This is a genomic window from Burkholderia pyrrocinia (genome assembly GCF_003330765.1).
GTDB lineage: Bacteria > Pseudomonadota > Gammaproteobacteria > Burkholderiales > Burkholderiaceae > Burkholderia > Burkholderia pyrrocinia_B.
Genome location: NZ_CP024903.1, coordinates 199,835 through 221,716 on the forward strand (window position 1 = coordinate 199,835; position 21,882 = coordinate 221,716).

Here is a 21,882-nt window from a genome sequence, read left to right on the forward strand (position 1 = left end):
CGTCCAAAGATGACGTTGTGATGGATGATGATGAGCGACGTTCATCGACAATGATCGATAAATGGCGCGTTCCGACGAAAAACCGCCGGCTTCATTTACCCATCCTTTGACGCTTCACGTCGACCTGATCGTGGGCATCAAGCGGCAAATGCAGCACGAAATCATCACAGAAATCTATGCGCATAAAGTGCATTCGCGCGACATGCGCGACAGAGCGTAAAGCCAGCCCTTCGGGGTAATATCGCCATTCGTCCCGATCACCGGCGCTTGTTTGCAGCCGCTGGCGGTCGGTGCCTTCCGCATTCCGTCTCCTGCATCGTTCATGACTGACAACTCCGCCCAAGGTGGTCGGACGACCGACTTCTTGCCGTATCTCGTCGCCGCAACGTTCTTCATGGAGTACCTCGACACGACCGTGATTGCGACCGCGCTACCGCAAATGGCGCGCTCGTTCGGCGTCGGGCCGAACGCGCTGAGCCTCGGGATGACGGCCTACATGCTTGCGCTTGCGGTGTTCATCCCGATCAGCGGCTGGATCGCGGATCGCTATGGATCGCGCACGGTGTTCGCCAGTGCAATCGTCGTCTTTACCGGCGCGTCGGTGCTGTGCGGGCTGTCCGATGGCGTCGTGACGTTCACGGCTGCGCGCCTGCTGCAGGGCGTCGGCGGGGCGATGATGGTGCCGGTCGGGCGGATGATCGTCGTGCGCAGCACCGAGAAGGCGAGGCTGATGCGTGCGATCGCGACGATTACGTGGCCGGGCATCGTCGCGCCCGTCGTCGGGCCGCCGATCGGCGGCTTCATCACGACCTACGCGTCATGGCGATGGATCTTCCTGCTGAACGTCCCGTTCGGCATAGCCGCGCTCGTCTGTACCTGGCTGATCGTCCGCAACACGCGGGCAGACGAGCAACGGCCGCTCGACTGGGTCGGCTTCGTGCTGGCCGGTGGCGCATTGACTTGTCTGCTGATCGGCACCGAAGCGGCCGGCCAGCAGGACGTGCACTTCACGCGTGCGGCCGTTCTGGTCGGCGCGAGCGTGCTGTTCGGCATGGCCGCGTGGTTGCATGCGCGACGTTGCGCGCATCCGCTGCTTGATTTCACGACGCTGAAGGTGCCGACGTTCTCGGTGACGGTGATCACCGGCTCGATCACGCGGATGGCGATCAACGCCGTGCCGTACCTGCTGCCGCTGCTGTTCCAGATCGGCTTCGGGCTGTCGCCGTTCCAGTCCGGCCTGCTGCTGCTCGCGAGCGCGCTCGGCAATCTCGGCATGAAGGCGGGAACGTCGTGGATTCTCGACCGCTTCGGTTTCCGGCGCGTCGCGCTCGTGGACGTGACGATCGTCGGCATCTTCACGATCGCGTGCGGATGGCTGACTGCATCGACGCCACTGACGATCACGCTGCTCGTCGTATTCGTCTACGGGCTGACGCGGTCGATGCAGTTCACGACGCTCGCGACGCTGGCCTATGCGGATATCCCGGCTCAGCAGACGAGCGCGGCCAGCACGTTGTGGAGCGCTGCGCAGCAGATGACGATCGGGATGGGGATCGCGTTCGGTGCGTTGTCGCTGCGGCTCGCGGCGCTGGTGCGTGGCGATGCGGCCGGCATGCATTATGTACTCGACGATTTCCGCTGGGCGTTCGTCGCTGCAGGCGTGCTCGCATTGCTGACGTTGCCGGGCTACGCACGGCTGGCCTCCGATGCGGGCGACCGGCTGCGGGCGAATATGGCGCGAGGGTAGGCCAGACCGCCAATCGCCTTTGCGTAGCAACAGGTGAGTGTTTTCGTTTCCTGTCGCTCACTTGAAACGTCGATCCGTCATGGCTGCGATGGCCGGACAGCAACGAAATCTGTCATCTGTCACGGTGGACGAGTGAGCGGTCCGGGCGGCGATGTCCGGTCGCAGCGTCCCCCGAGCGGTGAGGCGCGATTGGCGCGACAGACGCGCGGTGCTCCCTGCGCGAACCCATCCGTGTGACGAACGGCACGGCAGCGTCGCGCCCGTTCCGATTGCCGTCACTGTGCGTCATGGAAGATGATGCCGACCGTGTGGCGGTGACCGCTTCGGATCCGGCTTACGCCGTGGCGCAGGTTGACGCGATAGACGCCGCGCGTTCCCTGCACGGGCCTGCCGTGCACGGCGAAGATCACTGCGTCGCCTTGCGTCAGCGGCACCACTTCCGCACGCGATTGCATGCGTGGCCGCTGTTCCGTCAACACGAACTCCCCTCCCGTGAAATCGCGTCCTGGCGCCGACAGCAGGATCGCGACCTGGAGCGGAAAGACGTGTTCGCCATACAGGTCCTGATGGAGGCAGTTGTAGTCGTCGGGACCGTATTGAAGGATCAGCGGCGTCGGTCGTGTCTGTCCCGCTGCGTGGCAGCGATCGAGGAATGTCGCCTGGTCTTTCGGATAGCGGACGTCGATTCCGAGCGCCTTGTTCCAGCGATTCGCGATCGGCGCGAGATGCGGGTAGATCGTCGTGCGCAGTTCGGCGACGACCGCAGGCAGCGGGTACGCGAAATACTTGTATTCGCCGCGCCCGAATCCGTGCCGCGCCATCACGACGCGCGAACGATAGAGCGCATCCCGCGGATAGAGCGATGCGAGCCCGTCGCACTCGCTCGCCGAGATCAGGCCCGGCACACGCGCGCATCCGTAGCGATCGAGTTCGGCATCGACGGTCGTCCAGTCGATTGCGTCGACACGTTGCGCGAGGTCCAGCGATTCGACGGCAGGTTGCAGATCGGCAATGTTCACGGGCGTACCTCGGTTCGTCAGCAATGTGGCGCCGTGCGGAATGCTCCGGAAGCGTTGCGCGCACGGTTGAATCCACGATGAAAGTTGATGAACCCAGTCTAGCGACGTCCGTATGCCGGCGCGCTCCAAATCTTGCGCTCTAATTCGGAAAAGGAAGAGGGGAAAAGCTTGTGATGGGGCACGGACACACCGAATGCGGCGACGTGTCGGAGCGGAGAAGCGGAGAAGCGGAGAAGCGGAGAAGCGGAGAAGCGAGGGGCGAACCTTCCACGGCAGGCGGCCGGCTCTCACCGGCCACCTGTTGCGTTCCCGATCAGGCCAGCGACCGGAACAACCAGTAGAGCCCGCCCGCAAGCGCGATCGACGCCGGCAGCGTCAGCACCCATGCGAGCACGAGGCTGCGCACGGTGCTCCATTGCAACCCGGATCCGTTCGCCGCCATCGTGCCCGCGACGCCCGATGACAGCACGTGTGTCGTCGACACGGGCAGTCCGTACATGTCGGCGGCGCCGATCGTCAGCATCGCGACGAGTTCGGCCGACGCGCCCTGTCCGTACGTCAAATGCTGCTTGCCGATTTTCTCGCCGACGGTCACGACGATCCGTTTCCAGCCGACCATCGTGCCGAGGCCCAGTGCGATCGCGACGGCGACCTTCACCCAGGTCGGAATGAACTTGGTCGCGTGGTCGAGCTGCTTGCGATAGTTGTCGATCGCGAGCTTGTCGTCGGCGGCGAACGCAGGCTGCCCCGACTTCTCGATCAGGCGAATTGCTTCGGACACCAGATACATCGTGTTGCGCACGTTGTCGATATCGCGTTGCGGCACGGCCGCCATCGAGCCCGACGCGCCGACCGCGGTCGCGAGCGACGCGGACAATTGCTGTACGGCGGGCAGCACGGCGGGTGTCAGTTCACGATGCTGCACGTAGTGCTCGACGTCGGCGCGCGGGTTCGCGGACGGTGCGACGCCGTTCGTGTATTTCCCGAACGTCGCAGCCGCCTGGTTCGCGACTGCGACGAAGGTCTGCGATTCGGCCGGCGTGACGGCCTTGTTCAGTGCATACGCGGTCGGCACCGTGCCGATCAGGATCAGCATGATGAGGCCCATCCCTTTCTGCCCGTCGTTCGAACCGTGCGCGAACGACACGCCCGTGCAGGTCAGGATCAGCAGGCAGCGAATCCAGAACGGCGGCGGCTGATCTTTCGGCGGCTCCTTGTACAGCGCCGGAATCCGCACGACGGACTTCAGTACGAGCAGCAGCAGCGACGCGCACAGGAAGCCGACGATCGGCGAGAACAGCAGCGACTTGCCGACGCCGAGCGCCTGGCCCCAGTCGACGCCGCTCGTGCCGGACGGCCCGTGCATCAGCTGGTTCATCAGCCCGACGCCGATGATCGACCCGATCAGCGTATGCGAGCTCGACGACGGCAACCCGAAATACCAGGTCGCGAGGTTCCAGACGATCGCGGCGATCAGCAGCGCGAACACCATCGCGAAGCCCGAGCCGCTGCCGACCTGCAGGATCAGCTCGACCGGCAGCAACTGCAGGATGCCGAACGCGACGGCCCCGCTCGAGACCATCACACCGAGGAAGTTCCACATGCCGGACCAGATCACCGCGACGTTCGGCGTCAGCGAGTGCGTATAGATCACGGTGGCGACCGCGTTCGCGGTGTCGTGGAAACCGTTGACGAATTCGAAGCCGAGCGCGATCAGCAGCGCGGCGCCGAGCATCAGGTACGGGAACAGCGACCCTTCGCGGACCGGCGACAGATCGGCGATCAGGTGTGTGGCGATATAGACGGCGCCGATCGCGAGCACCAGCAGGAAGACGGCATAGCCGACCTGGCGGGTGCGTTCGACGGAGCCCGGATTGTTCGGGGTGGACGAAGCAGGTTGATTCATGAGGGCATCTCGTAAGGGAATCGCGTCTGATCCTAGCTTCGGCTAGCCGTCAGTTTGATGACAGTCGGGATGACGAACCGTGTGTCTTACAAGGATGCAAGGTGAGCGGCGGCATGCGATTGCGACGCGTGACGCCGGCGCGCAGCGTCGTCCACATAGTGAACACGACAGGGACTTACGCATCGATGTCGCGCCGATCGTCGTCCGTCGCGATCAACGTCCAGCCGTCCGGCGATACGACGAACGTCGTGCACGACAGCGGCGCGACGTCGATGCGAGTCGCGGCGTCGGGAGCCATCCGCAGCACGTGCGCGACGGCCGCGCGAACGATCGCCGCATGCGTGATCGCGACGATGTCGCGACCGGGCGGCAGCGCGTTCAACCATGCACCGACGCGACGAACGGCAGCGTCGAACGATTCGCCGCGATGCGGCGACGCGGACGGGTCGCCGATCCATGCGCCAAGTTCGTCCGGCAGGTCGCGCGCGAGGTCGTGCAGCCGCTTGCCGCGCCAGTTTCCGTAGTCGATGTCTCGCAGCGCGTCGTCAATTTCGGCGCGTAGTTCGAGCGCATCGGCGGTCTGCCGCGCGCAGCGTGCGGGGCTGCACAGTACGAGCGGGCCGGCGACGTTTGCCCACCGGTCGCGCAGCGCGGCGGCTTCGGCGAGCCCGTGGGCGTCGAGCGGATCGTCGTCGGGAAACGTGCCGGTGCGCATCGCCCGGGTCGATGCGTGTGCAATCAGGCGCAGCGAGGCATGCATGTTCATGTCGGTTTCGGGGTGGCTCGGGGCGGGGGTGCGGTCGTCCGCGGGCCTTCACTTCAATACGCGGACGTTCACGCGTACAATTCGCCCGATACGAAGCGCGGAAGCCGGTGCAATCCCGGCGCGGTCGCGCCACTGTAACCGGGAAGTCCTCGATCCCGGAAGCCAGACCTGCCTTCGTACCCATCCATCGTTTGTCATTTGTCGGGGCGCGATTCCCCTGAGGTGCATCCATGAGCGAAGCAGTGCTGAAGCCGGTCGTCGTGCCGGCGCCCATCCCCGTCCGTGAACTGTTGCCGTGGGCCGTGTTCGTCGGCCTGATCCTGCTGCTCGCACTCTATTTCGTCGGCGCGGAACAAGGCGCGACGTCGCTCGTGCCGGGCATGTATGTGCACGAATTCGTCCACGACGGCCGCCATCTGCTCGGCTTTCCCTGCCACTGACGCGGAGATCACGATGGTCGGAAAGCTGCTCATGCGCGGGATGCTCGCAGGCATCGCCGCAGGCCTTCTCACGTTCGGTTTCGCGAAAATCGTCGGCGAACCGCAAGTCGATCAGGCGATTTCCTTTGAAGAAAAGGGCGATGCCGCCACGGGCGACGCACCTGAGCCCGAGCTGGTCAGCCGCCACACGCAGGCCGGCCTCGGCCTGCTGACGGGCGTCGTGACCTATGGCGCGGCATTCGGCGGGCTGTTCTCGCTGGTCTTTGCGTTCGCCTACGGGCGAGGCGGCCGCCTGCCGGCACGACCGCTGGCCGCGTGGCTCGCGCTGGCGGCGTTCATCGCGCTCGTGATCGTGCCGAACATCAAGTACCCGGCTAATCCTCCGTCGGTCGGCGATCCCGACACGATCGGCTATCGCACTGGCCTGTTCTTCCTGATGATCGCGATCTCGATCGCGACGATGGTGTTCTCGGTCAGCGTGCGCCGCCATCTGCTGGCGAAGCTCGGCCAATGGAACGCGTCGATCGTCGCGGGGCTCGTGTTTATCGCGATCATTGCAGCCGTGCAACTCGGGCTGCCGTCGATCGACGAAGTGCCGGCTGCCTTCCCGGCCGTCGTGCTGTGGAAGTTCCGCGCCGCGGCGATCGGCATGCAGGTGATCATGTGGACGACGATCGGCCTGCTGTTCGGCGCATGGGTCGAGCGCGGCGAACGCAGCGGCATGCGCGCCGCCTGACGCGTATTGCAAGCGGGCGGGTCTATCGCAGCATGCGTGGCGCGCTCCACGTCGATTCGCGCGCAAGCGCGACGAACGCGGCTAGATAGTCGACCGACGCGTCCGCGTCGCGGATGCCGAGGAAGATCTGCTTCGCGATCCCTTTCTTGCCGAGCTTGACCGGCACGACCGGCATCCGGTCCGCGTATTCGTCGGCGAGCCATCTCGGCAGCGCGGCCACGCCGCGCCCGCTCGCGACCATCTGCAGCATGATGTCGGTCGTCTCGATCGACTTGTGCCGCCTCGGCACGATGCCGGCCGGTGTCAGGAACTGGTTGTAGATGTCGAGCCGGTCGATTTCGACCGGGTAGGTGATCAGGATCTCGTCTGTCAGCTGCTCGGGCGTCACGTAGTCGGCGCTCGCGAACCGGTGGTCATCGGCGACCACCAGTACCTGCTCGTAGTCGAACACGGGGTCGAAGCGCAGGCCCGGCTTGTTCAGCGGATCGGGCGTCACGAGCACGTCGATGTCATGGCCGAACAGCGCGCCGATGCCGCCGAACTGGAAGCGCTGCTTCACGTCCACGTCGACGTCGGGCCAGCGCGACAAGTACGGCGACACGACCTTGAGCAGCCACTGGTAGCACGGGTGGCATTCCATCCCGATGCGCAGCGTGCCGCGCTCGCCCTTCGCGTACTGCTTCATCCGCTCCTCGGCGAGCTCGAACTGCGGCAGCAGCCGGTTCGCCAGCTTCAGCAGATATTGCCCGCCCTGCGTGAGCCGCAGGCCGCGACCTTCCCGATCCCAGATCGGCGTGCCGAGCTGCTGCTCGATTTTCCTGACGGTGTGGCTGAGCGCCGATTGCGTGAGGTGCAGCGCATTGGCGGCCGCAGTCAGCGAGCCCTGGCGCTCGACTTCACGAATGACGACGAGATGGAAACGTTCCAGCATGGAGTTCGCTCGCGCAACAGATGCATGAATGAATTTAATGGATGAATGAAATAATGCCATTATATTTCATGAGTTGAAATCCCTATCATGGCTGCCGGATCTTCTATTTCTTCTGGACGGCAGCTTCATGGTCAGCACACACAACCTCGGTTTTCCGCGCATCGGCGCAAAGCGCGAACTCAAGTTCGGTCTCGAACGCTACTGGAAAGGCGAATCGTCGCGCGACGAGCTGAAGGCGCTGGGCGCCGAGCTGCGCCAGCGTCACTGGAGCGACCAGCGTGATCTGGGTCTGGCACCGATCGGCGATTTCGCGTTCTACGACCAGGTGCTCGACATGAGCTTCACGCTCGGCAACCTGCCGAAGCGCGTGCAGGGCTTTCATGGCGACGTGCTCGACAACTATTTCCGCGTCGCGCGCGGCCGTTCGGCGCAGTCGGCGGAAGAGCATGCAACGTGTTGCGGTGGCGTCGCTGCCGGTGAAATGACGAAGTGGTTCGACACGAACTATCACTACATCGTGCCGGAATTCCACGCGGACACGAACTTCTCGCTCGATCCGTCGCGCCTGCTCCAGCAACTGGCGGAAGCCCGGGCGCAGGGCCTGGCCGCGAAGCCGGTGATCCTCGGTCCCGTCACGTACCTGTGGCTCGGCAAGTCGAAGGACGATTCGGACCGTCTCGCGTTGCTGCCGAAGCTGCTGCCGGTGTACGGCGCGCTGCTCGATACGCTGACGGCGCAAGGCGTCGAGTGGATGCAGATCGACGAGCCGATTCTCGTCACCGAACTGGATGCCGAATGGCGCCAGGCATTCCGCACCGCCTATGCGGCGCTGGAGACGCGCCGCATCAAGCTGCTGCTCGCGACGTACTTCGGCCAGCTTCAGGACAACCTGACGCTTGCGGCCTCGCTGCCCGTCGACGGGCTGCACATCGACGCGATCAACGCCAGCGACGAAGTCGACGCACTGGTGCGCGAACTGCCGGCCGAGCGCGTGCTGTCGGTTGGCGCGATCAACGGCCGCAACATCTGGAAGACGGACCTGAACGCGACGCTCGACTGGCTCGAACCGCTCGCGAAGCAGCTCGGCGATCGCCTGTGGCTCGCGCCGTCGTGCTCGCTGCTGCACGTGCCGGTCGATCTCGCGAGCGAGGAGACGCTCGATGCGGAAATCCGTTCGTGGCTCGCGTTCGCGCTGCAGAAGCTCGACGAGCTGAAGGTGCTCGCGACCGCGCTGAACGAAGGCCGCGACACGGTGGCCGATGCGCTTGCCGCGAACGCCGCGGCGATCACGTCGCGCCGCCAGTCGCTGCGCGTGAACAACCCGGCGGTGAAGGCCGCGATCGCGCGTATCGACGCGCAGCTCGGCAACCGCGCGAGCCCGTACACGCAGCGTGCGCCGAAGCAGTCGGCGCGACTGAACCTGCCGGCATTCCCGACGACGACGATCGGCTCGTTCCCGCAGACCGCCGAAATCCGCCAGGCACGCAGCCAGTTCAAGGCCGGCGCGCTGGACGAAGCGCGCTACCGCACGGCGATGCAGGCCGAGATCGAACGCAGCGTCCGCGAACAGGAATCGCTCGAGCTCGACGTGCTCGTGCACGGCGAAGCCGAGCGCAACGACATGGTCGAATACTTCGGCGAGCAGCTCGACGGCTACGCATTCAGCCAGTTCGGCTGGGTGCAGTCGTACGGTTCGCGCTGCGTGAAGCCGCCGATCCTGTTCGGCGACATCAGCCGCCCGAAGGCGATGACCGTCGAATGGATCGCGTATGCGCAGTCGCTGACGAACAAGCCGATGAAGGGCATGCTGACCGGCCCCGTGACGATCCTGAACTGGTCGTTCGTCCGCGACGACCAGCCGCGTTCGGTGTCGTGCTACCAGCTTGCGCTTGCGATCCGCGAGGAAGTGCTCGACCTCGAGAAGGCCGGCGTGCGCGTGATCCAGATCGACGAGGCTGCGCTGCGCGAAGGGCTGCCGCTGCGCCGCGCGCAATGGAGCGCGTACCTGAAGTGGGCGGTCGAATCGTTCCGCATCACCGCGAACGGCGTGCAGGACGATACGCAGATCCACACGCACATGTGCTATTCGGAGTTCAACGACATCATCGCGTCGATCGCCGACATGGACGCGGACGTGATCACGATCGAGACGTCGCGCTCGGACATGGAGCTGCTCGACGCGTTCGACGACTTCAAGTATCCGAACGAGATCGGGCCCGGCGTGTACGACATCCACTCGCCGAACATCCCGACGCAGGATCACATCGTCGGCCTGATGAAGAGGGCGGCTGAGCGGATTCCGGCGGAACGCCTGTGGGTGAACCCGGACTGCGGCCTGAAGACGCGCCAGTGGGCGGAAGTGATTCCGGCGCTGACGAACATGGTCGCCGCCGCGAAGACGCTGCGCAGCGCGGCGCAATAACGCGGGCATCCTGGCACGGTGCGCAGCGGCGCGGATCGGGAAGTGAAAAGGGCGGCCTGACGGCCGCCCGGGTTTGCGCAAGAACCGGGCAGGCGAAGCCGCCCGCCCGTTGCGGCGGCGTTACGCGGTGCGCGCAGCGTGCGGCAGCACTTCGTCCATCTTGCTGGCCGAGCCTGCATCGTCGATGCTGACGCGGCGCGAGATCAGCCACACGCACAGCGACGACAGCACGGCGGCACTCGTGTACTGGATCGCGAGCGGCCACCATTGCGGCGTGGTGTTCTGCGCGATGATGGTCGCGACGAGCGGCGTGAGGCCGCCGGCGAGCGCGCCGCACACCTGGTATGCGATCGAGATCGCGGTATAGCGGATGCGCGCGATGAAGATGCCGCTGACGAAGCCCGCGACCACCGAGTAGTAGCCCGATTCCGCGAGCGTCGCGAGGCCGACGCCGACCGTGATCGACAGCGGCGTGCCCATGTGCACGAGCGGCAGCATCACGAACGGGACGATCGCGGCCCATGCGCCGGTGATCAGCAGCACGCGCGTCGTGCCGAAGCGCTGCGCAAGGAACGCGGCCGCGAGCTGCACGGCGAACTGCAGCACCGCGACGATCGTCATGCAATGCAGCACCATCGACCGGTCGAGCGACAGGAACTGCGTCGCATAGCTGATCATGAAGATGTTGCTGAAATACACGCCGGCGATGCCGTACACGTTCGCGCCGATCGCGAGCAGCAGCAGCGGCCAGTACTTGAGCGCTTCGCGCACCGGATTGCGCGCGGTATTGCCGCTCTTCCTGATTTCCTCGAACTCGGGCGACTCGGACACGCTCGCGCGGATCACGAAGCCGACCACCAGCAGCACGGCGCTCGCGAGGAACGGCACGCGCCAGCCCCAGCTCATCATGTCGTCCTTCGACAACGTGCTGATCGCGCCGAACGCGAGCATCGACAGGATCAGGCCGCTCGCGCTGCCGAGCTGTGCGAACGACGCGAAGAACGTGCGCTTGCCTTCGGGCGCATGTTCGCCCGCGAGCAGGACCGCACCGCCCCATTCGCCGCCGACCGCGATGCCCTGCAGCACGCGCATCAGCACGAGCAGGACTGGGGCGAGCATGCCCGCCTGCGCATAGGTCGGCAGCAGGCCGATCGCGACCGTCGACACGGCCATCAGTATCAGCGTCGCTAGCAGCGAGCGCTTGCGGCCGAAGCGGTCGCCGAGGTAGCCGAACATCACGCCGCCGAGCGGCCGCGCGAAGAAGCCGACCGCGAACGAGCCGAACGACGCGAGCAGGCTGACGAAGCGGTTTTCGCCGGGAAAGAACAGCGGCCCGAACACGATGGCCGCGGCGGTCGCGTAGCTATAGAAGTCGTACCACTCGATCGTGGTGCCGACGAACGACGCGAGCGCCGCCCGCTTCGGTTGTTTGACGGAAGTCCCCATCCTTTGTTTGCTCCTCTGGAATCCTTTGATTTGGAATGTGTCGTGTCTTGCGGGGATCAGTCGCGGTACGCGACGCCCGGCAGCACGCACAGCAGCTCGTACGCGAGGTTCGCGCCGAGCAGCGCCGTGGTGCCGAACGGGTCGTACGGCGGCGCGACTTCGACGAGGTCGCAACCGACGATGTTCAAGCCCTTCGCGCCGCGGATGATCTCGAGCGCCTGCGGCACCGTGAGGCCCGCGATTTCCGGCGTGCCCGTACCCGGCGCGTAGGCCGGATCGATGCCGTCGATATCGAAGCTGATGTAGACGGGCGTGTCGCCGACGCGGGCGCGCACTTCTTCCATCAGCGGCGCGAGCGACTTGTTCCAGCATTCCTCGGCCTGGACGACGCGGAAGCCCTGCTCGCGGCACCAGTCGAAATCCTCGGCGGCGTAACCCGTGCCGCGCAGGCCGATCTGCGTGACCTTGTCGCCGTGCAGCAGGCCTTCCTCGACCGCGCGGCGGAACGGCGTGCCGTGCGCGATCTTTTCGCCCATCATCGTATCGTTCACGTCGGCGTGTGCATCGACGTGGATCAATGCAACCTTGCCGTGCTTGCGGTGGATCGCGCGCAGGATCGGCAGCGCGATCGTATGGTCGCCGCCGAGCGTGATCGGCTTGCAGTCGTGCTCGAGGATCGCGTCGTACGCGGCTTCGATACGCGCGATGGAATCGTGCAGGTTATAGGGATTGATCGCGACGTCGCCGATGTCGGCGATCTGCAGCGAATCGAACGGTGCGGCGCGCGTGGCCATGTTGTACGGGCGCAGCAGCACGGATTCGGTGCGGATCTGGCGCGGGCCGAAGCGTGCGCCGGTGCGGTTGGACGTGCCGAGGTCGAACGGCACGCCGACGAAGCACGCGTCGAGACCTTCGGCGGTCGCCACGTGCGGCAGGCGCATCATCGTCGCGATGCCGCCGCAGCGCGGCATTTCATTGCCGCCGAGCGGCTGGAAATGGGTGGGGTTGTTCATGGGGCGTCTCTTCCGATGTGGGGTTGCCGTATCATGCGACTCGGCCTGGCGCACAGTTTTACGCGCTCTGCCGGCAAAGAAGAATGCGAAGATATCGACGTAAACATCGATTTTCATCGATGTATGGAAGGGGAAGAGCGTGCTGGGGAATCTGTCGACTCTCGACCTGCGCCTGATCCGCGTGTTTCTCGCGGTCACGGAAGCGGGCGGCGTATCGGCCGCGCAGGCCGTGCTGAACGTCGGGCAGTCGACGATCAGCGCGCAGTTGTCGTCGCTCGAGACGCGGCTCGGCTACCGGCTCTGCGAGCGCGGCCGCAGCGGCTTCCGGCTCACGCCGAAGGGCGAACGGTTCCATACGATGAGCCGCAAGCTGCTCGCGGCGCTCGACGAGTTCGGGATGGCCGCGCGGCATATGGATCGCCAACTGGTCGGCACGCTGAACATCGGCCTGATCGGCCATACGCCGGTGAGCCAGAACGCGCGGATCGCCGAGGCGATCGCCGCGTTTCGCACGCGCGACGAGGCCGTGCGCTTCTCGATCTCCGTGCGCGCGCCCGGCGACCTCGAGGAGAAGCTGCTGAGCGACGAGATCCAGATCGCGGTCGGCTACTTCTGGCACCGTGTGCCGTCGCTGCATTACACGCCGCTGTTCATCGAGCGCCAGATCGCGTACTGCGGCCGCGGCCATCCGCTGTTCGACGGCGCCGGCGCGCTGACGCCGGCCGACGTCGCGGGATTCGAATGGGCATGGCGTTCGTATCCGCTGCCGGAGGCGCAGATGTCGACGACGCCCGACCGCGTGACCGCGACCGCCGACAACATGGAGGCCGTCGCGCTGCTGATCCTGTCCGGCCATCACCTCGGCTACCTGCCGCAGCACTTCGCGGCGCCGTACGTCGCGCAGGGGCTGCTCGCACCGCTCAATCCGGAGCACCTGCGCTACGACGTCACGTTCCACATGGTCGTCGCGCGCAACGGTCGCGGTAACGCGCTCGTGGAGGCGTTTCTCGAGGATCTCGAGCGCGCGCACCAGTCGCCGGACGTCGTCGCGTAAGGCCGGCGGCGCCGACAAGGTGACCGAGTGTTACGCCGGCACGGCGCGCTGCCCGCATCGATGCGCGTCGAAGTGACGGGCCGAACAGCGCTGCACGCCCGTCTCGTGACCGCCCGCCGGCATCACGGCACCGGCAATCCCCCGTCGTGCTTGACCTCGCGCAGCGACAGCGCGGATTCGATCGACGTGACGCCCGGCAGCATCCGCAGCGAATCGCGCAGGAACGTGCCGTAGTCGTCGAGATCGCGCGCGACCACCTGCAGCAGGTAGTCGGCCGTGCCCGCGACGTTGTGGCACGCCAGGATCCGCTCGATGCCGAGCACCTCCCGTTCGAACCGGTCGGCGACCTTGCGGTCGTGTGTCGCGAACCGCACGAGTACGAACGCGACGACGCCGAAGCCGAGCGCCTGGCGCGATAGCTGCGCGCGGTAGCGCTCGATGTAGCCGTCGTTTTCGAGTCGTTTCAGGCGCCGCGCGCAAGGCGTCTCGGACAGGCCGACGGACTCGGCGAGACGCGCGATCGGCAGGCGGCCGTCGCGCTGCACCGCAGCGAGGATCGCGCGATCGGTTTTGTCGAGTTCGGTCATGCTGGCGGAATCCTTGTTCTGGTTTCGTGATTGTGGCGGATTCCCCTATGAATCGCCAATCCTGAGCCAAAGATGGCCAATAATCCCTCCACCTTCAGCGGCAACATATCGTCATTGAAGGACGGGGCAGAACATGATTTCCACGCATTTGCTGTTGATCTATCTCGCCGCGCTGGCGGCTATTTATGCGGTGCCGGGGCCCGACATGGCGCTCGTGCTGCAGACCAGCATCGGCCGCGGCGTGCGGCCGGGGATGGCGTCGGCGGCCGGCCTGTCGCTCGCGCGCACCGCGCACGTGACGCTGTCCGCATGCGGCGTCGCGGCGCTGATCCGCGGCGCGCCGTGGCTGTACGAGGTGATCCGCTACGGCGGCGCGCTCTATCTCGCGTATGTCGCGATCCAGGTGTTCCGCTCGCCCGTGTTCGCGCTCGGCGACAGCGATGCGGCGGCGCCGGCGGGCGAACTGCGGCAGTCGTTCGTGAAAGGGCTGCTGACGAACCTGCTGAACCCGAAGGCGCTGCTGTTCTGCTCGGTGCTGCTGCCGCAGTTCGTGCGGCCCGAGGCCGGGCCCGTCGTCTGGCAGATGTTCGAACTCGGCGCGCTGCTGGTCGCGGCCGGCGTGTGCTTCGACCTCGCTTGCGTGTTCGGCGCGTCGCGCATCGCGGCGTGGATGCGCGCGCATCCGCTGGCGCAGACCGTGCAGCGCTGGACCTTTTCCGCGGCGCTGATCGGTTTCGCGCTGCGCCTGTCGATGGATTGAGCGGCGCTTGGCGCAGGCCGCGTGCAATGCCGGCCTTCGCGCGCATGCCCGCCGCATAAGGGCGTGCGCGCAAATCGTCTGACTGATCTAAACTCCTTTTAACTTCGCGCTATCGCGAACCGACTGACCGAACGGAACCGACTTCCGCCGGCTATGTCCGATTTCCTGGCTGTTCCGTGCAACGCGGTACCAAGGAGGGTCTGAACATGGCAAGGCATCTTCACGCCGACCGTGAACCCCGAATCGTCGCCGAGTCCAAGTGTCTCGGCCCGTGCGATCCGGCAGAACGCATCCACGTCACGATCATGTTGCGGCGGCAGGAAGAAGGGCAACTCGATACGTTGGTCCACCAACTCGCCACCGGCGACGCACAGGCGAAACCGCTGTCGCGCGACGCGTTCGCGCAGCGTTTCTCCGCCAATCCCGACGACATTCGCAAGGCCGAGGACTTCGCGCGCCGTCATCAACTGACGGTCGATCGCGTCGATCCCGTCGAAAGCGTCGTCGTGCTGTCCGGCACGATCCAGCAGTTCGAGGCGGCGTTCGGCGTCAAGCTCGAGCGCTTCGAGCATCGATCGATCGGCCAGTATCGCGGCCGCTCGGGCCCGATCGCGCTGCCCGACGATCTCGGCGACGCCGTCATGGCCGTGCTCGGCCTCGACAGCCGCCCGCAGGCGCGGCCGCACTTCCGGCTGCGTCCGCCGTTCCAGCCGGCCCGCGGCGCCGCGGGCGTGACGTTCACGCCACCCCAGCTCGCGTCGCTGTACGGCTTTCCGGCCGGTGACGGCGCCGGGCAATGCATCGCGATCGTCGAACTGGGCGGCGGCTATCGCGCGGCCGACATCCAGCAGTATTTCCGCGGGCTCGGGATCACCACGCCGCCGACGCTCGTCGACGTGAACGTCGGCACCGGCCACAATGCGCCGTCCGGCGACCCGAACGGCCCGGACGGCGAAGTCGCGCTCGATATCGAGATCGCCGGCGCGATCGCGCCGGCCGCGAAGATCGCGGTCTACTTCGCGTCGAACAGCGACGCGGGCTTTATCCAGGCCGTCAACGCGGCAGTCAGCGACAAGACCAACAAGCCGTCGGTGATCTCGATCAGCTGGGGCGGCCCGGAAGCGATCTGGCAGGCGCAGTCGGCGCAGGCGTTCAATCGCGTGCTGCAGGCGGCTGCCGCGCAGGGCATCACCGTGTGCGTGGCGTCGGGCGACAGCGGCTCGGGCGACGGGCTGCAGGACGGCGCCGATCATGTCGACTTCCCCGCCTCGAGCCCATACGTGCTGGGTTGCGGCGGCACGCAGCTCGACGCGCTGCCCGGGCAGGGCATTCGCAGCGAGGTCACGTGGAACGACGAGGCGTCGGGCGGCGGCGCGGGCGGGGGCGGCGTCAGCACGCTGTTCGACCTGCCGGCGTGGCAGCAGGGGCTCGCCGTCACGCGCGCCGACGGCAGCAGCACGCCGCTCGCGAAGCGCGGCGTGCCGGACGTGGCCGGCGATGCATCACCGCAGACGGGCTACGAGGTGTCGGTTGCCGGCACGGCCGCCGTGATGGGCGGCACGAGCGCGGTCGCGCCGCTGTGGGCCGCGCTGATTGCGCGGATCAATGCGGCGGCCGGCGCATCGGCCGGCTGGGTCAATCCGGTGCTGTACAAGAATCCGGGCGCGTTGCGCGACATCACGAAAGGATCGAACGGCACGTATGCGGCCGCGTCGGGCTGGGACGCATGCACGGGCCTCGGCAGCCCGAACGGCGCGCAGCTCGCCGCGCTCCTCGCGCGCAAGCCGTCGAGCTGACGCATCGGCACACGCCTTTCCGTTCGACGCGGGTTTCCTGCCCGCGTCTTTTTTCACCTCCAGGAGCAGCACGATGGGCATCGATTCCGCATCTTCCGGCGGCGTGTATCCGCTGCATCACGGCGACCACAATTCGCATGGCGTGCCGCCGACCGTCAATCCTGTCGCGCTGAGCCACGGCCGCGACCAGCCGTTCTTCGATCCGGTCGCGTACGGCAACGGTCCCGACGACTCGGTGACCGACACGACCGAGGCGGCCGCGATCACGCATCACACGATCCTGATCGACGGGAAGCGCATCGCGTACACGGCGACGGTCGGCCACCTCGTGACGGTCGACCCGAGCAGCTCGCAGCCGGCCGCGAAGATCTTCTATGTCGCATTCACGGCCGACGGCGCGAAGGAAGAAACGCGGCCCGTGACGTTCTTCTATAACGGCGGGCCCGGTTCGTCGTCGGTGTTCGTGCTGCTCGGCTCGTTCGCGCCGAAGCGCATCAAGACGTCGATGCCGGGTTTCACGCCGCCCGCGCCGTACCAGATGGAAGACAACCCGGACAGCATGATCGACCACAGCGACCTCGTGTTCATCAACCCGGTCGGCACCGGCTATTCGGCGGCCGTCGCTCCGAACAAGAATCGCAACTTCTGGGGTGTCGACCAGGATGCGGATTCGCTGAAGCAGTTCATCAAGCGCTACCTGACGAAGAACAACCGCTGGAATTCGCCGAAATACCTGTTCGGCGAATCGTATGGCACGGCGCGCAGCTGCGTGCTCGCGTACAAGCTGCACGAGGACGGTGTCGACCTGAACGGCGTCACGCTGCAATCGTCGATCCTCGACTACCGGCAGGCCGGCAACCCGGTCGGCGCGCTGCCGACCGCGGCGGCCGACGCGTGGTATCACAAGAAGCTCGGCGTGGCGCCGGCGCCGACCGATCTCGGCGCGTTCGTCGAGGAAGTCGCGCAGTTTTCGCGCACCGACTACCTGAACGCGTTGCGCACGGTCCCGCATGCGGACCCGGCCGCCGTGAAGAAACTGTCGGAATACACGGGCATCGACACGGCGACGCTGCAGTCGTGGAGCCTCGACATCGCCGGCTACGACGCGCGCGGCAATTCGCTGTTCCTGACGACGCTGCTGCATGCGCAGGGGCTCGCGCTCGGCTCGTACGACGGCCGCGTGACCGCGATCTCGACCGGCATCGCCGGCAAGATCGATCCGAACTCGGGCGGCAACGATCCGACCATGACGGCCGTGACGGGCGTCTATACGGCGATGTGGAACAGCTACCTGAACGAGCAACTGAAGTTCACGTCGAATTCCGCGTTCACGGATCTCAACGACCAGGCGTTCCAGAACTGGGATTTCAGCCACATCGACCCGACCGGCGCGCAGCAGGGCATCGATGCGAAGGGGAACGTGATCCTCTACACGGCCGGCGATCTCGCCGCGGTGATGGCGCTGAACATCGACCTGAAGGTGCTGTCGGCGAACGGCTTCTACGATTTCGTCACGCCGTTCTTCCAGACCGTGATCGACCTGCAGCAGATGCCGCTCGAGGATCAGAAGGTGCGGCAGAACCTGTCCGCGCGTTTCTATCCGTCGGGGCACATGGTGTATCTCGACGGCGGCTCGCGCACCGCGCTCAAGCGCGATCTCGCGACGATGTACGACGCGACGGTCAGCGATACGGGCGCGCGGATGCGGATTCGCGCGCTGCAGGCGAAGAAGACGGGCGGGCACGCGTAGCGTTGCCCGTCTTTGGTATGCCGCGCGTAACCGCTACGGTTCGCGCGGCGGTCGGATTGCGACGCTGCCGGCCGTCGCGAGGCCGCAGCGCCGGATCGCGACGCGGCGGTAGTCCAGCCGCAGCAGCGGCAGCGACTTATGCGGTCGGCCAGTCGAACGGCGTGTACGGCAGCGCACGCTTGTGGCGCGAGGCGTCGTAGAAGCGCAGCACCGTTTCGTACACGTGGTCGCTGACCGGCTTGCCTTCGAGGAAATCGTCGATCTCGTCGTAGGAAACGCCGTACGCATGCTCGTCGGGGCGCAGCGGGCGCAGTTCCTCGAGGTCGGCCGTCGGCACCTTCATCACGATCGCTTCCTCGCCGCCGAGCGCGCGCGCGACCGCGCGCACGCGACGCTTGCTCAGGCCCGCGAGCGGCAGCACGTCCGCGCCGCCGTCGCCGAACTTCGTGAAGAAACCCATCAGCGATTCGGCTGCGTGATCGGTGCCGATCACGATGCCGCGCCGCGCGCCGGCCACCGCGTACTGCGCGATCATGCGCTCGCGCGCCTTGACGTTGCCGTGCACGAAATCCTGTTGCGCGGGCGTTTCGAACGCATGGCCGGACGCGACCAGCGAGCCGAGCATCGCATCGGCGGCCGGCTTCACGTCGACCGTCAGTGTCTCGTCCGCGCGCACGAACGCGAGTGCGCGCTGCGCATCGGCTTCGTCGTTCTGCACGCCGTTCGGCAAGCGCATCGCGATGAAGCGCGCATCGTAGTCGTCGGCGCGCAGGCGTTCGACCGACAGTTGCGCGAGCCGCCCGGCCGTCGACGAATCGACGCCGCCGCTGATGCCGAGCACGTAGGTCCGCAGGCCGGTCGAACGAAGATATTGCGCGAGGAAATCGACGCGGCGGGCGATCTCGGCCTCGGCGTCGAATTGCGGGGCGACGTTCAGTTCGGCAATGATCGCGCGTTGGCGGCTGGCGTAATCGGCGGATGTCATGAAGGGGGTTCCGGAACGAAATGCAAGGCGCTCATCATAAGCGTAATCGCGGCGTGGCGCCGCGCCGGGCGTGCGATCCGGCGGCCTCGCGTTGCTTCGGCGAGACGCGGTGCATCGCCGTGGTGCATGGTGCGCCGGGCGGGTGCAGGATGCCGCGCGAAGGGCATCCGTGCGCGCGGCCTCGACGCGCGTGCCGGCCCGATGGCCGCGCGTCAGCGCCGCGCGAGCACGACGCCCGCCAGCGCGAGCGCGAAGCCGGCGAGCTGGATCGCCGCGAGCGTTTCGCCGAACAGCAGGTAGCCCTGCAGCGCGGCGAGCGGCGGCGCGAGGAACAGCAGCGACGTCGCGCGCGCGGCGTTGCCGCGTCGAAGCATCCACATCAGCATCGTGACCGCGCCGCCGGACAGGAACACGACGCCCCACCCGAGCGATACCCACAGTGCCGGCGTGCCGATCCAGCGCGTCTCGTGGAGCAGCACGACGAAGATGGCCGCGACGATCGCCGCGCCGAAGTTCTGTACGGCGACCGCGGTGCGCAGGTCGCTCTGCGCGAGCTTGCCCTTCTGGTACAGCGAGCCGGCGGTGATCGAACCGACCGCGAGCACCGACACGGCGACCACGAACCAGGCCGGTGCCGCGCCCGGTGGCGGCGCGACGCCGCCCGTGACCTTCGGCGCCAGTACGAGCGCGACGCCGGCGAGCCCGAGCGCCATCCCGAGCCAGCCGCGCGCGGGCAGGCGCTCGTTGAACAGCGGGACGGCGAGCACGGCGGTGGCGAGCGGCTGCAGCGCGCCGAGCAGCGCCATGACGCCCGCGTTCAGCCCTTGCGCGACGGCCCAGTAGCTCGCGCCGAGATAGACACCCTGCAGCAGCGCGCCCGCGATCAGGTGGCGCGGCCATTCGCGGCGGGCCGGCCACGGCGCGCGCGCGACGAGCGCAACCGCGCCGAACAGTGCGGCCGTGCCCGCGAAACGCGCGAGCAGGAACAGGTTGGGATCGGCGTAGGGCTTGATTGCCCGTGCAACGATGAAGCCGGTGGACCAGAGCGCGACGAACGCGGCGGCGACGATCGAGGTAAGCATGCGTGGCGGGCCGCGATGCGACCGGACAGAACCGTGAAGTCGGGAAGTATCGGGGGAAGCGACGCCGGCGTCTTGTCGAATCCTGCACTCATGCCGCGCGGTGCGCGAATGTGCCGACGATCATTGTGCGCCGGGCATCCGGCGCGGGCCGGCTATCGGCAGGCGCGGACGAAAACGGCACCGCTCCGAGCGCGGTGCGGGCGAGCGCGAAGCAGCCGAGATCAGTCGATCGAGAACGTATCGAGCGGCTGGTTGGCGCGTGCGTCGGTCGCGAAGCGCGCGGCGAGCTGCTCGTAGAGCCGGCGCGCCTCGTCGAGCGTCAGGTCGATCCAGTACGGATCGCCGGCCGCGTCATTGAGTCGTTCGGACGGAAACTGGATTTCTATCACACTGCCTTTGCGATACATGGCGCGAGCCCCTTTGCTTGGTCTGTCGTTCAGCGAAGCGCAAAGTGTAGCAACCGGCACCACGCCGATTCGCGCGCGTCAGGCAATACAGAATTTCGCTTTCGGGAAACGCGGCCGGCCTGGTTTCCCGCCGCGGTCAAATGGCCGTCAAACGTCCGTAATACAATGGCCGGCTTACCCATTACCAGTCGCCTCGGGCGCACACGCGATGCTGGCGGAACAACGTCATCAATTCATCCTGTCGGAGCTTGGGCGATCGGGCGCGTTGTCGGTCGCGGAACTCGTGCGCTCGCTCGACGTGTCGCGCGAAACCGTGCGGCGCGACCTGAACGCGCTTGCTGCGCGCGGCCTGCTCGTGATGACGCACGGCGGCGCGCTGGCCGCGGACCGCCGCGAGCCGAGCCTGTCCGAGCGCGAAGCCGCGAATGCCGAAGCGAAGCGTACAATCGGGCGGCGCGCGGCCGAATTCGTGCCCGACGATGCATCGGTGCTGATCGATTCGGGCAGCACGCCGCACGCGGTCGCGCTGGCGCTCGCCGACCGGCACCGGCTGTCGATCTACACGAACGACTGGCGCACGGCGTTCGTGCTTGCGCGGCGCAACGGCAACCGCGTGACACTGCTCGGCGGCGAACTGTCCGACGACGAGGATGCAACCTTCGGGCTCGACACGATCCACCAGCTCGCGCAATACCACGTCGATTTCGCGTTCGTCGGCGCGGGCGGCATCACGCCCGACGGCGAGTGCACCGACTACTCGCGGATCGCGGCCGAGGTGCGCAGCCGGATGATCGCGGCCGCCGGCACGGCGATCATCGTCGCCGATCATTCGAAATTCGGCCGCGTGACGCCGGTGAGGATCAACGGCACGGCCGCCGCGCGTTATCTCGTGACCGAACGCGCGCCCGACAAGGCCGTGCGCCGCGCACTGACCGCGCGCGGCATCGAGCTGCTCGTGTGCGACTGACGCGCGTCCGACATACAAGGTTCATCGAACCGTCATCCTGCGGGAAGAACCGCCGTCAAGACTGACCC

The 21,882-nt window shown here is 66.6% G+C and carries 20 protein-coding genes and 1 riboswitch; of the genes, 10 read left to right on the plus strand and 10 right to left on the minus strand.

The window, feature by feature from the left end; translation table 11 throughout:
* Positions 1-61 precede the first annotated feature (61 nt).
* Both CUJ89_RS38015 and CUJ89_RS18500 read left to right on the plus strand, forming a co-directional pair.
* Positions 62-220, plus strand: a complete 159-nt coding sequence (locus CUJ89_RS38015) for a hypothetical protein (protein WP_161556546.1) — start codon at positions 62-64, stop codon at positions 218-220.
* A 102-nt stretch (positions 221-322) separates the two neighbouring features.
* Entirely contained in the window at positions 323-1,747 is a 1,425-nt protein-coding gene (locus tag CUJ89_RS18500; RefSeq protein ID WP_114178902.1) for a DHA2 family efflux MFS transporter permease subunit, read from the plus strand.
* Positions 1,748-2,022: 275 nt separating this feature from the next.
* Here CUJ89_RS18500 and CUJ89_RS18505 read toward each other — a convergent pair whose 3' ends face one another.
* The 3 genes from CUJ89_RS18505 to CUJ89_RS18515 all read right to left on the minus strand — a co-directional run bounded on the left by CUJ89_RS18505 (position 2,023) and on the right by CUJ89_RS18515 (position 5,438).
* Positions 2,023-2,766, minus strand: a complete 744-nt coding sequence (locus tag CUJ89_RS18505) for a 2OG-Fe(II) oxygenase (protein WP_114181440.1) — start codon at positions 2,764-2,766, stop codon at positions 2,023-2,025.
* A gap of 313 nt (positions 2,767-3,079) precedes the next feature.
* Positions 3,080-4,672, minus strand: a complete 1,593-nt coding sequence (locus CUJ89_RS18510; RefSeq protein ID WP_114178904.1) for an inorganic phosphate transporter — start codon at positions 4,670-4,672, stop codon at positions 3,080-3,082.
* 175 nt (positions 4,673-4,847) lie between these two features.
* Positions 4,848-5,438 carry a histidine phosphatase family protein gene (locus tag CUJ89_RS18515; protein ID WP_114178906.1) on the minus strand — a complete coding sequence of 197 codons (591 nt, stop codon included), beginning with the start codon at positions 5,436-5,438 and terminating at the stop codon, positions 4,848-4,850.
* A gap of 47 nt (positions 5,439-5,485) precedes the next feature.
* A riboswitch (cobalamin riboswitch) is annotated at positions 5,486-5,629 on the plus strand.
* Between the two features lie 39 nt (positions 5,630-5,668).
* Here CUJ89_RS18515 and CUJ89_RS18520 point away from each other — a divergent pair.
* Entirely contained in the window at positions 5,669-5,878 is a 210-nt protein-coding gene (locus CUJ89_RS18520; protein ID WP_047902386.1) for a CbtB domain-containing protein, read from the plus strand.
* Between the two features lie 13 nt (positions 5,879-5,891).
* Complete coding sequence (locus tag CUJ89_RS18525; protein ID WP_114178908.1) at positions 5,892-6,614, plus strand: CbtA family protein; 723 nt, start codon at positions 5,892-5,894, stop codon at positions 6,612-6,614.
* Between the two features lie 22 nt (positions 6,615-6,636).
* Here CUJ89_RS18525 and CUJ89_RS18530 read toward each other — a convergent pair whose 3' ends face one another.
* Positions 6,637-7,545, minus strand: coding sequence for a LysR family transcriptional regulator (locus CUJ89_RS18530; RefSeq protein WP_114178910.1), 909 nt, complete (start codon positions 7,543-7,545; stop codon positions 6,637-6,639).
* 127 nt (positions 7,546-7,672) lie between these two features.
* Between CUJ89_RS18530 and metE the strand changes: the two genes are divergently transcribed.
* Positions 7,673-9,967, plus strand: coding sequence for a 5-methyltetrahydropteroyltriglutamate--homocysteine S-methyltransferase (gene metE, locus CUJ89_RS18535; protein WP_114178912.1), 2,295 nt, complete (start codon positions 7,673-7,675; stop codon positions 9,965-9,967).
* Positions 9,968-10,087: 120 nt separating this feature from the next.
* Here the strand turns inward: metE and CUJ89_RS18540 are convergent, their stop codons facing one another.
* Complete coding sequence (locus CUJ89_RS18540) at positions 10,088-11,413, minus strand: MFS transporter (protein WP_114178914.1); 1,326 nt, start codon at positions 11,411-11,413, stop codon at positions 10,088-10,090.
* 56 nt (positions 11,414-11,469) lie between these two features.
* Positions 11,470-12,426 (minus strand): agmatinase, encoded by a 957-nt coding sequence (gene speB, locus CUJ89_RS18545; protein ID WP_114178916.1) that lies wholly within the window; start codon positions 12,424-12,426, stop codon positions 11,470-11,472.
* A gap of 139 nt (positions 12,427-12,565) precedes the next feature.
* Between speB and CUJ89_RS18550 the strand changes: the two genes are divergently transcribed.
* Entirely contained in the window at positions 12,566-13,480 is a 915-nt protein-coding gene (locus tag CUJ89_RS18550; RefSeq protein ID WP_114178918.1) for a LysR family transcriptional regulator, read from the plus strand.
* A 122-nt stretch (positions 13,481-13,602) separates the two neighbouring features.
* On the opposite strand, the gene CUJ89_RS18555 is transcribed toward CUJ89_RS18550, so the two are convergent.
* Positions 13,603-14,067 carry an Lrp/AsnC family transcriptional regulator gene (locus CUJ89_RS18555; RefSeq protein WP_114178920.1) on the minus strand — a complete coding sequence of 155 codons (465 nt, stop codon included), beginning with the start codon at positions 14,065-14,067 and terminating at the stop codon, positions 13,603-13,605.
* A gap of 133 nt (positions 14,068-14,200) precedes the next feature.
* On the opposite strand from CUJ89_RS18555, the gene CUJ89_RS18560 reads away from it, so the two are divergent.
* The 3 genes from CUJ89_RS18560 (at position 14,201) to CUJ89_RS18570 (ending at position 18,373) form a co-directional block, all read left to right on the plus strand.
* Complete coding sequence (locus tag CUJ89_RS18560; RefSeq protein ID WP_114178923.1) at positions 14,201-14,827, plus strand: LysE family translocator; 627 nt, start codon at positions 14,201-14,203, stop codon at positions 14,825-14,827.
* A gap of 206 nt (positions 14,828-15,033) precedes the next feature.
* Complete coding sequence (locus CUJ89_RS18565) at positions 15,034-16,623, plus strand: protease pro-enzyme activation domain-containing protein (RefSeq protein WP_114178925.1); 1,590 nt, start codon at positions 15,034-15,036, stop codon at positions 16,621-16,623.
* Between the two features lie 73 nt (positions 16,624-16,696).
* Complete coding sequence (locus CUJ89_RS18570; protein WP_114178927.1) at positions 16,697-18,373, plus strand: S10 family peptidase; 1,677 nt, start codon at positions 16,697-16,699, stop codon at positions 18,371-18,373.
* A 136-nt stretch (positions 18,374-18,509) separates the two neighbouring features.
* Here the strand turns inward: CUJ89_RS18570 and nadE are convergent, their stop codons facing one another.
* The 3 genes from nadE to CUJ89_RS18585 all read right to left on the minus strand — a co-directional run bounded on the left by nadE (position 18,510) and on the right by CUJ89_RS18585 (position 20,847).
* Positions 18,510-19,358 carry an ammonia-dependent NAD(+) synthetase gene (nadE, locus tag CUJ89_RS18575; protein WP_114178929.1) on the minus strand — a complete coding sequence of 283 codons (849 nt, stop codon included), beginning with the start codon at positions 19,356-19,358 and terminating at the stop codon, positions 18,510-18,512.
* 212 nt (positions 19,359-19,570) lie between these two features.
* Positions 19,571-20,440, minus strand: a complete 870-nt coding sequence (locus CUJ89_RS18580; RefSeq protein ID WP_114178931.1) for a DMT family transporter — start codon at positions 20,438-20,440, stop codon at positions 19,571-19,573.
* Between the two features lie 221 nt (positions 20,441-20,661).
* Positions 20,662-20,847, minus strand: a complete 186-nt coding sequence (locus tag CUJ89_RS18585) for a hypothetical protein (RefSeq protein ID WP_114178933.1) — start codon at positions 20,845-20,847, stop codon at positions 20,662-20,664.
* A gap of 208 nt (positions 20,848-21,055) precedes the next feature.
* Between CUJ89_RS18585 and CUJ89_RS18590 the strand changes: the two genes are divergently transcribed.
* Positions 21,056-21,814: a DeoR/GlpR family DNA-binding transcription regulator gene (locus tag CUJ89_RS18590; RefSeq protein ID WP_114178935.1), complete on the plus strand. Its 759-nt coding sequence runs from the start codon at positions 21,056-21,058 to the stop codon at positions 21,812-21,814.
* The last annotated feature ends 68 nt before the right edge of the window (positions 21,815-21,882 follow it).